The following is a 12,846-nucleotide window of genomic DNA, read 5'->3' as shown; positions in this document are numbered from 1 at the left end:
CCACCAAGGTGCATCGCTGCGATCCGGCTTGAGTTCTTGGTGCCGGTGACGGCTCGACCGGTGCAGGCGTCTACGACTGCCGTGGCGAGCTGGTAGGAAAAAATGGTCCCGACAGGTCTCGCCTCGGCGGTGCTGTCTCCCGAGCTGAGGAAGAGTCCCGCACCGAAACACAGATCGGTTTCAGGGATGCGGGGAGCGATAGCCCGATCGTTTTTTTGCGTGTGGGAGCTAAGTCCCATGGTGCCTCCGAAAAGGTAGCTGCGGTGGATTTAAGCCTTCCGGAGCCCCCGGGCCGGGAAGGATGGTGATCAAGCTAACACACGTGAAGGAAGCGACCTTTGGCGTGGCGAATGTTGCACGTCCGACGGGTCAAGTACTTACGCATAGGCATGGGTTACCCGATTTGAGCGTAAGAGTTGCTGATTTGATTTCGCCGGGCGAGTAAGCAGCTCTGACGATCTGCTATGGCAGGCGGCCGGCGTTAGGCGAACGATGCCAGGGGTAAAGATGCACAAGAGATGTCGGAGCATCTCGTCAAGCGGGGCGTGCACCTCGATGAACTTACCGGTTCGACCAGCAAGCGCCTCACAAACTCGCCCCAGAGGATGCCCTTTCTGCTTTGCAACGACCTGCCGCGTCGATAGGCGGCGAGTAAGGCCATCACACCCAACTTGTCGAGTTGGATATCCAGGGGCGGCCGCACGGGCCCCGCTGATCAGCAAACACTCTGGCCGTGCCGGGCGCAGAAGGAGCCGTCATCACGTAAACCAGGAAGATCGCCAGGAACCCGGGGCTGCCGCACTTCGTCCGCGAGCCGCCCGAACAACGCCGGAGCCCCCGACAGATGAGCAACCGGTCAACGCCGTTGTCCCACTGGGAGTATCAGCGGGAATTTGAACCAGAGACAGACGCAGCAGCGCCGGTGCGGTCCTACTGCCAAGGCATCCACTGATCGACACGAGTGGCAGGAGCTGAACCTCGGATCATCCCGATAGTGCGGCTTCTTCAATCGTGATGCGCCGTTTATGGGATGTCCTAATGACACCCGACCTTAAGGTCAGGCGCAGGCATAGCAGTGAAGAGACGGCATCGAGCAAAAGAATTTCTTATGCATGATGGAATAACCCTTCACGTATGCTTACGCAGTGCTAGCTTCTTCAGGGATCCCCTCAACGGAAGGAACGAGCATGTCCGTAATCGCAAACCCGGAAGTGACAACCACCCGGGCAGAAGACCTCAAGTCGCTCCCGGCATGGCAGGCTCTGAAGGCAGCCGTCATCGGACTGCAGCAGGTTCAAGTGCAGGACGGTTCCGTTCCGGAACCCGCTGACCATGACCAGGCCCGCCAGAATGTCGGCATCATTACTGACTCAATCAACGACCTGCGCCCCCACCTCCCCCACGACACGGACTACCTTGAACTGCTCGTGCAGGACTTCCAGCGGTGGGCGTCCGAGGGCTTCGTCGTACCGGATTTCCTCGACTCATTGGTGGCCTTCCACCCCGAGCAGTGGCGCATCGATGGGTTGGCGCACTTGGTTGTGTTCCCTATGTACACGCAGAACGGCAGCACCAACCGCTACTTCGAGGCCGTCCTCATCGAGGTCATTTGGCCTTCTTTCGTCGCTGAACTGGAGGCAGCAAACTACTCCAACAAGCTGTTCGTCCCCATCAGCTTCGTCGATTTCACGCCCGGCTATGACACGAACTCCGCGGTTCTCTTCCCCGAGAGCGTAGCGGTCCGGAGCACCCCCTCCTTCACTTGGGGAGGCATTTTCGCGGACCGCGAAGCTGCCCGGTTCCGTCGCGTCCTAAAAGCTGCTGCCGACATCACTTCCCTGGACCTGCCGGCTGACGCCGCGGAATTCATCGAAGACCAGCACCTCACGGAGAAGACCTTCGTGATGTGGGATCTGATCCATGATCGGACCCACATGCGCGGTGACCTGCCCTTTGACCCGTTCATGATCAAGCAGCGGATGCCGTATTTCCTGTACTCCCTGGAGGAGCTCCGCTGCGACCTGACCGCCTTCCGCGAATCAGTCCTCATCGAGCGGGACGAAACGGCTTCCGAGGACGCCCGCAAGCACGCCAAGCTGGTCCAGTACGCCGTGATCTTCGACCGCATTTTCCGCTTCGCGATTACCGGGAACCGGGTCCGTAACTACGACGCCGTGGGCGGCCAATTGCTGTTCGCCTGGATGCACCAGCACCGGGTCCTGCACTGGACCGATGGAAAGTTGAGCATCGACTGGAAGGACGTCGCCGGCGTGGTTGTCGAGCTGGGTCTCCGCATCGAGGAACTCTACTGGCGTTCAATCGACCGGCCGAAGACCGCACACTGGCTGGCTGCCTACGAGCTCGTCTCGGAAACCCTCACCCCCCACCCGGCCTCCGTGTGGGCCAAGGGACCGGAGGCCCTTCCGCTCGACGGCCCTCCCCGGGGTCTGACGGACCAGATCCTTGATGACGAATTCCCCCTGTCGATGTTCTACGAGGCACTGGAGAAGAAGATGTCCTCGGTCATTGAATCAACTGCCGGGATCACCGGTAAGAGGCCTGTGAAGACTGAGGGCGAGGCGGGCGCATGAGCCAGGACCTCTCGGGGCGTACGGTCGTCGTCGCCGGTTCGACAAGCGCTGCCGGCGTCGCGGTAGTCCGCACCCTCTCGCAAGCAGGGGCACGCGTGGCCGCCGTGGACATTCTTGAGGACCGAGTGCAGGAGCTCTCGGTAGCGTACGACAACGTCACGGGCTATGTCTGCAACCTCGCGGACCTGCAAGCCGTTGAGGACTTGGCGACGTCTGTCCGGAACGATCTGGGCCCCGTGGACGGCCTTATCCATCTTGTAGGAGGGTGGCGAGGCGGTACCGGCATTAAAGGCCAGACGGATGAAGACTGGGACTTCCTGCACACCAGCGTCCTCACCACCCTGAGGAACACCAGCCGCGCGTTTTACCATGACTTGGCTACCTCCCCTGTGGGTCGCCTGGCCATCGTTTCCGCACAGTCCGCTTCCTCGCCGACAGCGGACGGCGCCGCCTATGCCGCCGTCAAGTCCGCCGCCGAGGCATGGACCCTGGCCGTGGCCGACGGATTCCGGCACCTGCAGGGAGGACCCGAAAGCCCCCTCTCCGCTCAGCACTCCGCCGCCCTGGTCTTCGTCGTCAAGGCTCTGGTCGATGACCGGATGCGCGCAGCCCAGCCGGAACGGAAATTTCCGGGCTTCACCGATGTCAGTGTCCTTGCCGACGCTGTACAGCGGATCTTCGACCTGGAGGCAGAACAGATCAACGGGCAGCGCTTGCCCCTCACGGCCGGCCACCTCGTGGGCGCACCGGCATAAGCGTCAGCGTTGATACCAGAGCAGGCGTCCCGCAGGTACTGGCGGGGCGCCTGCACGACCCGTCGCCACCATGCGCGCCTTCGTGCCCGGGATGGTCGAACGCCGGTGGGGACGCGTCGTGAATTTCGCGAGCATGGCCGGAAAAGACGGAAGCCCCAACCTGTCCATCTACTCCGCATCAAAAGCCGCCGTCATTGCCCTCACGAAATCGTCCGGCAAAGAACTCGCGACCACCGGCGTCCTAGTCAACGCCATCGCACCCGCCGTGATCGCGACGCCAATGAACGACAACACATCATCAGAAGTGCTCGCCCACATCACCAGCCTCATCCCCATGAAACGAGTGGGCAAAGCGGAGGAAGTCGCCGAACTGGTCGCCTGGCTCTCATCGGAAAAGGTCAGCTTCTCGACGGGAGCGGTCTACGACATCAGCGGCGGACGGGCCACATATTGATGGTGTAGAGCCCTGTTTAGCGCGGGCCTTGCCTGAGCTGGTCTTTTGCTAGCCCAGACGACAATTTCCTTATTTGTTCTGCCCGCTCAAGCACGGCAAAGGTCTGCCCAGTTCGGTAGTGCCCCCTGTTCCGCTGCGGGAGTTTGCCCTGGTGTAGGCATCACCGGTCCAGCGCAGGGTTTCCTGATAAGGCTGCGTAGGGCTGGCGCACCATAGGTCCCAGTCACGACTCGGCGAGGCACTCCCTAGCAGGGTGTGCCTCGCCCCTGGCAATAGCGGTACGTACGCCCGGCGGCCCGCCAACCGCCTTGCTAGCGACGCCGATGCGCCAGCATCAGTGGAGATTGCATGCGCCCTCAAGATCCATCGCGGGAACGTGGCCCCGGCGATGGACACCCGAAACTCCCTATCTCACGTCTTCGGGAACATTCAAATGAACGCGCGCATCTCACGGTCCGACTTGACAATGTTACTGAGTGCACTCAATATTGAGTAGTCTCATTTTTAGGCTACCGCACGTCATAGAGGAGCAGCACGCCATGAGGGCATTCGTCGTCACCAAGTACAAGGAGCCGCTGCGCGCAGCAGACGTCCCTGAGCCGACCGTCGGCGACCGCGATGTGCTGGTCCAGGTCCAGGCAGCTGGCCTCAACCAATTGGACGAAAAGATCCGCCTGGGTGAGTTCAAGCAGATCCTCCCGTACAAGCTCCAGCTGATCCTCGGCAACGATGTCGCCGGCACAGTCATCCGTGTCGGGGAGAGCGTGCGCGGCTTCAAGCCCGGTGACGAGGTCTACGCCCGCCCCGACAAGGACCGCATCGGCACGTTCGCCGAGCGCATCGCCGTCACCGAGGCCGACCTGGCACTGAAACCCGCATCGATCAGCATGGAGGAGGCCGGCTCGCTGCCGCTGGTTGCGCTTACGGCGTGGCAGGCCCTCGTTGAGCAAGGCCACCTACGGCCGGGGCAGAAAGTTCTCATTCACGCCGGGGCGGGCGGGGTCGGGTCGATCGCGATCCAACTCGCCAAGCACCTCGGCGCCACCGTCGCGACCACCGCCAGTGCCTCCAACGCCGACTTCGTGCGCGACCTCGGCGCGGACACTGTGATCGACTACCGTACGCAGGACTTCGAGCAGCTCCTCGCCGGGTACGATCTGGTGCTCGACAGCCTCGGCGGGGAGAACCTCGTGAAGTCTCTGCGCATCCTCAAGCCCGGCGGGAAGGCGATCGGAATCGCCGGTCCGCCGGACCCGGCGTTCGCGCGCAAAGCCGGTCTGAACCCTGTGCTGCGCCTGGCCATCGCGGGGCTCAGCAGCGGGATCCGGCGGCAGGCGAAGAAGCTCGGCGTCAGCTACGAGTTCCTCTTCATGCGTGCCAGCGGCGACCAGTTGCGCCAGATCACCGCCCTGGTTGAGGACGGCGTGCTGCGCCCGGTCGTTGGGGAGGTCTTCGACTTCGCCCAGACCCCACAGGCGCTCGAGTCGCTGGCCAAGGGCGGCCTCCGCGGCAAAGCCGTCGTCACCCTTCCCTCCTGAGCCGCCGGCAGCCATTCACCTCACAGACCACCCAGGAGGACTACCAGCATGAGCAGCACCGACACCCCGAACGGCTCTGTCGTCACCTCGTACGCGAAGGCGGCCACACGCTCGATCACTTCAGGTGGCGTCACCTACGCTTACCGGCAGCTGGGGCCCAAGGCCGGCATTCCCGTCGTATTCTTCGTGCACCTTGCCGCGACCCTGGACAACTGGGACCCCCGCATCATCGAGCCCATCGCGGAGAACCGCCACGTCATCACCTTCGACCAGCGCGGTGTCGGCGCCTCCACCGGGCAGGTTCCCGACAGCATCGAGGCGATGGCCGACGACGCCTACACCTTCATCAAGTCCCTCGGGTTCGACCAGGTCGACGTCTTCTCCTTCTCAATGGGCGGCATGATCGCCCAGGACCTGCTCCTCAAACATCCCGACCTTGTCCGCAAGCTCGTGCTGGCCGGTACCGGGCCGCGCGGCGGCAAGGACATGGACAAGGTCGTCAGCACGACCTACTGGGACATCCTCCGCGCGACCCTGACGCGCGCGGACCCGAAGGAGTTCCTGTTCTTTAACCGCAACGCGACCGGCAAGCCGGCCGCGAAGGCGTTCATCAAGCGCCTGCAGGAGCGCACTGTCGGCCGCGACAAGCCGATCAGCACCAAAGCCTTCCAGACGCAGCTGAAGGCAATCCGGAAGTTCGGCCGCTCCGCGCCGTCGGACCTGTCAAGGCTCACCCACCCCACCCTCATCGCCAACGGCGACAACGACCGCATGGTGCCGTCTGTCCTGTCCGGGGACTTGCACCGGCGCATCAAGGGATCCGAGCTGATCATCTACCCCGACTCGGGCCACGGGGGAATCTTCCAGTTCCACGACCGGTTCTCCCCCGTCGCCGTAGAATTCCTCGCCCACTGACCAGCACGTACCTGACAAGATCCCGCCAACAGAGCAGAGAGGTACTGTGGCTCTGCCCGCCCGTGAATACGGGCGGGCACAGCCATTGGCGTGGGGCCTCGTCGCGCTGGCCAGCTCGAAAAGGGCCCGCACAAACGCGTCAGCAGGGTGATCAAACGTATCGCCACCCCTGACGCGGCCCCTGGCTCGTGACTACCCCGGCGTGTCAGGCCACCCCCGGATCCACCGTTGTTCAGACACTCCCCACGGCAGGGGTGGTGCCACCGCGCTCACTTTTGGTGAACGCGGTGGCACCGGTTGTTCGCTTACGCGTTCGTCGCCGCCAACTGCGGGTAGACCGCTTCGAGGGGGGCGCTGAGTCCGGCCTTGAGCTGGACTGACGTGTCGTCGGCGAGGACTTCGTACTCCCCCGCCTCGGTGGCGTCGAACACGGTGCGCACCAGCACGGCCGGGTCGAGCTTCGGGTCGGTGGCGTGCGCGGCCATCGCGGTGTCGACGTATGCGACGTGGACGCCGACGACGTGCACGCCGGCGGGAGCGAGTTCGAGGCGGAGGGAGTTGGTCGCGGACCAGAGGGCGGCTTTGGTGGCGCTGTAGATGCCGGCGACGGCGTACCAGCTCAGGGCGGAGTGGATGTCGATGATCATCGCTTCGTCCTTCGCCGACAGGACCGGAGCGAACGCGCGGGCGACGAAGAGAGGCCCGAGGAAGTTCGTCTCGACGTTCCGGCGGATCTCCTCGTCCGTGTGGGTGAGGATCCCGGGGCTGGGAACCGACGCGCCGGCGTTGTTGATCAACACGGTCACATCCGGTGCCGCCTCGACCGCTGCCTGGATGGAGGCGGAGTCGGTGATGTCCAAGGCGAGCGGAACGATGCGTTCGTCGTTCCAGGTGCGGGGGGTGCGGGCGGAGGCATAAACCTTTGCAGCTCCCCGGGCGAGGGCTTCGTGCACGAACTGGGTGCCGATTCCGCCGTTGGCTCCGGTGATGAGGACGACTGCTCCGTTGAGTGAGGGCATGGCTGTTTCTTCTTTCTGAGGGGTGGGGGTTGTGTGAGGTCGGTGGCGTGCGACCTGCGGCAGACGATTAGGCGTGCGCCAGGGCGGGGTAGTCGGTGTACCCGGCCGCGCCGCCGCCGTACAGGGTTGCCGGGTCCAACTCGTTCAGCGGCGCGCCGGCGCGCAGGCGCTGAACAATGTCGGGGTTTGCCAGGGCGAATCGGCCCAGCGGCGCGATGTCCGCGAGCCCGGCGTCGATGTCGTCGGCGATCTGCTCGCGGTCGCGCCCGTACCGGACGACGAGGATGGCAGCAGGCCACGTGTCGCGGAAAGACCGAAGCAGATCGTCGTCACCGAGGTGGTGCACGTGCAGGTACGCAAGGTTCAGGGTGGCGAGTTCGCCGACCAGGTGGCGGTACTGTGTCCGGACATCCGCGGGGTCTCCTTCGTTGATTCCGCCCAGCGGGAACGCCGGTGAGATGCGGATGCCGGTCCGGTCTGCCCCGATCTCCTCGGCCACCGCGCGGGCGACCGCGACGACGAACCGGGACCGATTCTCCACGGATCCGCCGTATTCGTCCGTGCGGTGGTTCGAGTTTGGCGAGAGGAACTGGTGGAGCAGGTACCCGTTCGCGCTGTGGATCTCCACGCCGTCCGCTCCCGCTGCGATAGCGGAGGCTGCGGCGTGGCGGAACCCGGCGATGGTGGCCTGGATGTCTTCGGCAGTCAGTTCACGCGGCACCGGCGTCTTCTGCGGCCCCGCTGGAGTGAACATGTCCTGCTCGGCCGAGATCGCCGATGGGCCAACGGGCTGACGGTGGTGCGGGGTGTTATCCGGGTGCGACATCCGGCCGACGTGCATCAGTTGGATGAACAGGGCTCCGCCGCCTGAGTGCACCGTGTCGGCGATCTTTCGCCATCCCTCGATGTGTTCGGGAGTGTAGATGCCGGGGGTGTTCAGGTAGCCCTGGCCATCCTCGGACGGCTGTGTGCCCTCGGTGATGATCAGCCCGAGCGAGGCGCGTTGGCAGTAGTACTCCGCGGCCAGTTCCCCGGGGGTGCCGTCAGGGTTTGCGCGGCTCCGGGTCAGCGGTGCCAGCGCGAGCCGGTGCGGCAGCTCCACATTGCCGAGGGTGAAGGGTTGCCAGAGGGAGGAAGTCATGTGTGCGGTCCTTTGCGTCGTGGGGTAATAGCGCCACCACTGTGCCGGGCGGAACACTGGGGTTCGGCCCTTGCGTGGGAGAATGAACGAAGGAACATTCGAGCCCACACAGTAGTGACTACACTCATAACTGAGTGCAGTCAGAATATATTCCGGAGGATCCATCATCATGTCTCTCGCCTCCCAGCCGGTCGGACGGCGCGAGCGGAACAAGCAGCAGAAGATGGACCGCATCACGGCCGCGGCCAGCGAACTGTTGGCCGAACACGGCATCGAGGACGTCACGACCCAGCAGATCGCCGACAAGGCGGACATCGGCACCGGGACCCTTTTCCTTTACGCGAAGACCAAAGGCGAACTCCTCCTCCTCGTGCAGAACGCCCACTACGCCGAAGCGCTTCAGCAAGGTCGGGCTGATGCCGAAACCACCCCGGATATCCTCGATGCGGTGCTGGCAATCGTACGGCCGATCGTGGAATGCAACCGCGTCCAGGTCGACAACGGACGCACGTACCTGCGGGAAATGGTCTTCGGTGATCCCGCGGAGCCCCGTCACGCTGAGGCCCTCTCCATCGTCGCGCAGACCGAGGAGGCCATCGCTGCCGTCCTGGGCAGGCACGAGCTGGTCAGCGCTGGTGATGCCGCTACGACGGCACACATCGTCACCGCCATCATGTTCCTCAGCATGGCAGCGACCGTGAACGCCGCATTGAGCATCGACGAGATTGTTCAGGACATCCGGACCCAGGTCGGTGTACTGCTGCCTCACTGACCTGGGCCCAGATTTGAGGCGGCCGCCGGCATTCGTGGATCGGCAGGCGCAAATCGTCAACGACCTTGTCGCCGGACCATTATCCGACCAGTGCTATCCCCTATGCCGTTGCCCCCGGCCCGACGGTGACTAACATCGAGGCCCGGTTCGGTTCCGAACTCGGCGCGCAGCGCGTGCGGACCGCGATGGCGGTGATGCCGGAGGCTGCGGAAGCCGACGCGCTGGCCGCATCCATCACGTTCCTACTCAGCGACGACGGCGTGAACCTAAACGTGGTTCTGGTGGTCTGCTTGCTAGTGATGGGCCGCTCACAGAGTGCGCCAAGGCAGCGAGCGTGTGGGAAATTTCGTTGTTCGACAACGCCGGTTGGCGAGCGGATACTGAAGAACCATGAAGCCCACCCAAAGCGGGTTGCGCATCCAGCTTCTCGGCTCGTTCATCGTGTACGTCAACGGGAACGCCGTCGAGAACAGCCACTGGCGGCTGCAGAAGGCAAAGTCCGTGGTGGCGATGCTGGCGTTGGCGCGTGGTCAGCGTAACCGTCGCGAGCAGGTACTGGACCGCCTGTGGCCCGACATGGAGCCGGTGGCCGCCGCACGGAATCTGCATCAGACCCTGTACGTCGCTCGCCGTACGCTCGCTAGCGCTGGAGCCGGCAGCGACGGGCTGCTCGTCATCCGCGGTGAAGTGGTCGTGCTGGATGACACTGGCCCGGTCGATGTCGATGTCCTGCAGTTCGAGCGTTCGGCCGTGGCAGCGTTGGCTGCAGGTGTCGAGGCAAGCCTGCGCGATGCGGCCGACTTGTACAGGGGTGATCTTATGCCGGAGCTGCCGGATGCGGATTGGCTGACGACACGCCGCGATGAGCTCCGGGAAATCCATCGCGAGGTACTGGTGAAACTGGCGTCCACGGTGGCGCAGCGTGCACCGGAGGAAGCGTTGGTCATCCTCACCCATGCGCTCGAATCCGATCCCATCCACGAGGGGGCCGTGCGCGCGCAGATGGTGGTGCTGGCTGGGATGGGCCGGCGGTCGGAAGCATTGGCACGATATGAGCGGCTGGTCGACGAACTCCTCGACGCGTTCGGGACCGACCCGGACACCCGGACGATGGGACTGTTTCGCGAGTTGTTGACCGGTTCGCCGCCCGAGGAGCGCCTCCACCAGCCCGCCGGCGTGACCGGCAAAGACGATGCCATCGGTTATCTGCCATCCCCGTTGACAAGCTTCATCGGGCGCGAGCGTGAGCTCGTGGACGTCGAGCGGCTGATGGGCCATGCTCGCCTGCTCACCCTCACCGGGGCTGGCGGCAGCGGCAAAACCAGACTGGCATTGGAGGCCGCGAAGACAGTTCGTCCTGAGTACGTGGACGGAGTCTGGTTCGTCGACCTCGCGGCCGTTGGGGAGTCGCTGCTGGTGGCCGATGCCGTAGCCGAGGTCCTCGGGTTGGATTCCGGCGCGGCATCAAGCCGCGTGCAAGCGCTGGTCGACCAACTGCGGCGACGCTCGCTGCTCCTCGTGCTGGACAACTGCGAACACCTGCTCGCGGCCTGTGCGCAACTCGTCGTCGCGTTACTCGACGGATCCCCTGGGGTTAAAGTGCTGGCCACCAGCCGGGAGCCACTCCATGCCGACGGCGAGTACACCTACCGGGTGCCGTCATTGCCCCTGCCCTCGCCCCTGCGGACCGACGCTCTCGACCTGGCCGTGCTGGGCCGTCTGCCCTCTGTCCGGCTTTTCGTTGAGCGGGCAGCGCAGGTCCGGCCGGGTTTCGCGCTCGACGCCGACAACGCGCAGGGGGTCACAGAGTTGTGCCGGCGGCTCGACGGGATGCCGCTGGCCCTGGAATTGGCCGCGGCCAGAACCGCCGTACTCGAACCCGCCGAGATCGTCCAGAGATTGGGCGATGCTTTGTCCATGCTCGGCGGGGGAACCAGCGGCGTCACACGGCACCAGACGCTGCGTGGCACCTTGGAATGGAGCCACGCACTGCTCACCAAACCGGAGCAGGTTCTGCTGCGCCGGCTGTCTGTGTTCGCTGGTGGTTTCACGCTCGACGCTGTGGTGGCAGTCTGCGCTGACGCGCCCCTCCAGCAGATCGAGCTGCTCGACCTGTTGGCCAAGCTGGTGGACAAGTCTTTGGTGGTCACCGAAAGGAGAGGCGCCGGGACCCGATACCGGCAATTGGAGACGGTCCGCCAGTTTGGCCACGAGAATCTCGATCATGCAGGTGAGGCGGCTCAACTGGCGGCTGCGCATTGCGCCTACTTCCTTGCCGTCGCCGAATCCCACAATCCCGAACGCGCCACCGGGGTGGTCATCGAACAGCCGAAGGTGCTCGACCGCGAGCACGACAACCTGCGCGCTGCGCTGCGCTGGTCGTGCGCCCACGAGCCCGAGACCGCGCTCCGGCTCGCCGCCAGCCTGTGGCGGTTCTGGTTCGTCCGCGGTCACGCGGTCGAGGGAGCACGTTGGGTCGAGCGTGCATTGGCGGTGGCTCCCGACTCGACCCGGCCTCGCGCGGCCGCTCTGATCGGCCTGACCGGGCTGGACAGCCGGCAGGGCCGCGGCGATCGGCATCGGGCGCTCGGCGCGGAGGCCCTGGCAATTATGCGGGAGATCGGCAACCCCGACGAGGTGGCGATGGCCCGGCTCATTGAGACCTCGCTCGCATGGAGCACTTTCGACTTGGACGAGGCCGAACAGCTGGCAGCCGACGTGCACACCGAGGCAGTCGAGGGTGGCAGACCCGAACATTGCGCTGCCAGCAGTTGGCTGCTCGGCCAGTGCGCGTTGTCGCGGGAGGACGGACCACTCGCCGCCCGTCACCTAAACATCTGCCTGAGCGAACTCGCACAGTCTGAGACCAGCACTCCACCCTTCCTGCCGGTGATCACGCCCAGCCTGCAACTGGTCCCGATCGCCGGACGGTTGGTCCCCTGCGTCGAGGAGACCCTGCTGTTGGGCCGGCGGGTTGGCGTCGTCCAAGCCAAAGGCTACGTGCTGTCCGCAATCGGCTACGCGGCCAGGCTTTCGAGAGACACGCAGTCTGCGATATCCGTCATCACGGATGCAGCCGAACATTTCGCCGAGTTAGGAGATGACCTGGCTAGGGCGCAAACACTTCACCAACTTGGCTGCATTCTGCGCGACTGTGGCGACCACAGCGCGGCCGATGAGGCCCTGTCCTTGGCGCGGGAGCTTCGGCTCGGCCTGGGCGACCGACGCGGCGAGCTGCTGACCGAGATTAATATCGCCCTGCTCCGCGCCATGGGTGGTGATATCGACCGCGGCCTGACAGACGCTCGGCGTTGCCTTTCAGGGTTCGAGTCCGCGGGAGATCAGGTGGGGATGGGCGCTACGCTGACCATCCTCGGTGCCGCCGAACTGATCTCCGGGGAGGTCCGGGCAGCGCGGGAAATGTACAGGCAGGCAGCGGAAAAGGTCGCCCCATGGCGGCGACACACTGGCTGGCAACGGTTGATGGTGGCAGAGCTTTCCAACGAGCTCGGCGACCCGCATCGGGCGGCCCGCGAAATTGACAGGGCTGGGGCGATTTTCGACCGAACGAGATGCCTCATCGCCGGTCAGCGGCTGGCCGCACTGCGTAGGCGGGACTCGGATGATGATGTTGAGACGGCGTTGAGTGCTCGTTGAGTAC

General features: G+C 64.5%; 9 protein-coding genes. 7 read left to right on the top strand and 2 right to left on the bottom strand.

Annotated elements, in window-relative coordinates; all coding sequences use genetic code 11:
* The first annotated feature begins 1,187 nt into the window (after positions 1-1,187).
* From MRBLAR12_RS00170 to MRBLAR12_RS00150, 5 genes are all read left to right on the top strand, one after another.
* Positions 1,188-2,591, top strand: coding sequence for a DUF6421 family protein (locus tag MRBLAR12_RS00170; protein ID WP_364742468.1), 1,404 nt, complete (start codon positions 1,188-1,190; stop codon positions 2,589-2,591).
* Complete coding sequence (locus MRBLAR12_RS00165; RefSeq protein WP_364742465.1) at positions 2,588-3,346, top strand: SDR family NAD(P)-dependent oxidoreductase; 759 nt, start codon at positions 2,588-2,590, stop codon at positions 3,344-3,346. Before MRBLAR12_RS00170 ends, MRBLAR12_RS00165 begins: the two co-directional genes overlap by 4 nt.
* A gap of 70 nt (positions 3,347-3,416) precedes the next feature.
* Positions 3,417-3,800 carry an SDR family NAD(P)-dependent oxidoreductase gene (locus tag MRBLAR12_RS00160; RefSeq protein WP_364742462.1) on the top strand — a complete coding sequence of 128 codons (384 nt, stop codon included), beginning with the start codon at positions 3,417-3,419 and terminating at the stop codon, positions 3,798-3,800.
* Between the two features lie 539 nt (positions 3,801-4,339).
* Positions 4,340-5,338, top strand: a complete 999-nt coding sequence (locus MRBLAR12_RS00155; protein WP_364742459.1) for an NADP-dependent oxidoreductase — start codon at positions 4,340-4,342, stop codon at positions 5,336-5,338.
* Between the two features lie 48 nt (positions 5,339-5,386).
* Positions 5,387-6,253, top strand: coding sequence for an alpha/beta fold hydrolase (locus MRBLAR12_RS00150; protein WP_364742456.1), 867 nt, complete (start codon positions 5,387-5,389; stop codon positions 6,251-6,253).
* 305 nt (positions 6,254-6,558) lie between these two features.
* Here the strand turns inward: MRBLAR12_RS00150 and MRBLAR12_RS00145 are convergent, their stop codons facing one another.
* Both MRBLAR12_RS00145 and MRBLAR12_RS00140 read right to left on the bottom strand, forming a co-directional pair.
* Positions 6,559-7,272, bottom strand: a complete 714-nt coding sequence (locus tag MRBLAR12_RS00145; protein WP_364742453.1) for an SDR family oxidoreductase — start codon at positions 7,270-7,272, stop codon at positions 6,559-6,561.
* A gap of 67 nt (positions 7,273-7,339) precedes the next feature.
* A complete protein-coding gene (locus MRBLAR12_RS00140) occupies positions 7,340-8,413 on the bottom strand; it encodes an alkene reductase (protein WP_364742450.1) in 1,074 nt (357 codons plus the stop codon).
* Positions 8,414-8,582: 169 nt separating this feature from the next.
* Between MRBLAR12_RS00140 and MRBLAR12_RS00135 the strand changes: the two genes are divergently transcribed.
* A complete protein-coding gene (locus MRBLAR12_RS00135) occupies positions 8,583-9,185 on the top strand; it encodes a TetR/AcrR family transcriptional regulator (protein WP_229992258.1) in 603 nt (200 codons plus the stop codon).
* A gap of 390 nt (positions 9,186-9,575) precedes the next feature.
* Complete coding sequence (locus tag MRBLAR12_RS00130; protein ID WP_229992257.1) at positions 9,576-12,842, top strand: ATP-binding protein; 3,267 nt, start codon at positions 9,576-9,578, stop codon at positions 12,840-12,842.
* Positions 12,843-12,846 lie beyond the last annotated feature (4 nt).

Origin of the sequence: Arthrobacter sp. LAR12-1-1.1, from assembly GCF_040676555.1 — a bacterium.
Classification (GTDB): domain Bacteria; phylum Actinomycetota; class Actinomycetes; order Actinomycetales; family Micrococcaceae; genus Arthrobacter.
The sequence above is the reverse complement of the archived record's forward strand: the minus strand, read 5'-3'. Positions and strand labels throughout refer to the sequence as shown.

Coding starts and splice junctions, on each gene's coding strand:
- MRBLAR12_RS00170 (WP_364742468.1), top strand. CDS start 1,188: ATGTCCGTAATCGCAAACCCGGAAGTGACAACCACCCGGGCAGAAGAC.
- MRBLAR12_RS00165 (WP_364742465.1), top strand. CDS start 2,588: ATGAGCCAGGACCTCTCGGGGCGTACGGTCGTCGTCGCCGGTTCGACA.
- MRBLAR12_RS00160 (WP_364742462.1), top strand. CDS start 3,417: ATGCGCGCCTTCGTGCCCGGGATGGTCGAACGCCGGTGGGGACGCGTC.
- MRBLAR12_RS00155 (WP_364742459.1), top strand. CDS start 4,340: ATGAGGGCATTCGTCGTCACCAAGTACAAGGAGCCGCTGCGCGCAGCA.
- MRBLAR12_RS00150 (WP_364742456.1), top strand. CDS start 5,387: ATGAGCAGCACCGACACCCCGAACGGCTCTGTCGTCACCTCGTACGCG.
- MRBLAR12_RS00145 (WP_364742453.1), bottom strand. CDS start 7,272: ATGCCCTCACTCAACGGAGCAGTCGTCCTCATCACCGGAGCCAACGGC.
- MRBLAR12_RS00140 (WP_364742450.1), bottom strand. CDS start 8,413: ATGACTTCCTCCCTCTGGCAACCCTTCACCCTCGGCAATGTGGAGCTG.
- MRBLAR12_RS00135 (WP_229992258.1), top strand. CDS start 8,583: ATGTCTCTCGCCTCCCAGCCGGTCGGACGGCGCGAGCGGAACAAGCAG.
- MRBLAR12_RS00130 (WP_229992257.1), top strand. CDS start 9,576: ATGAAGCCCACCCAAAGCGGGTTGCGCATCCAGCTTCTCGGCTCGTTC.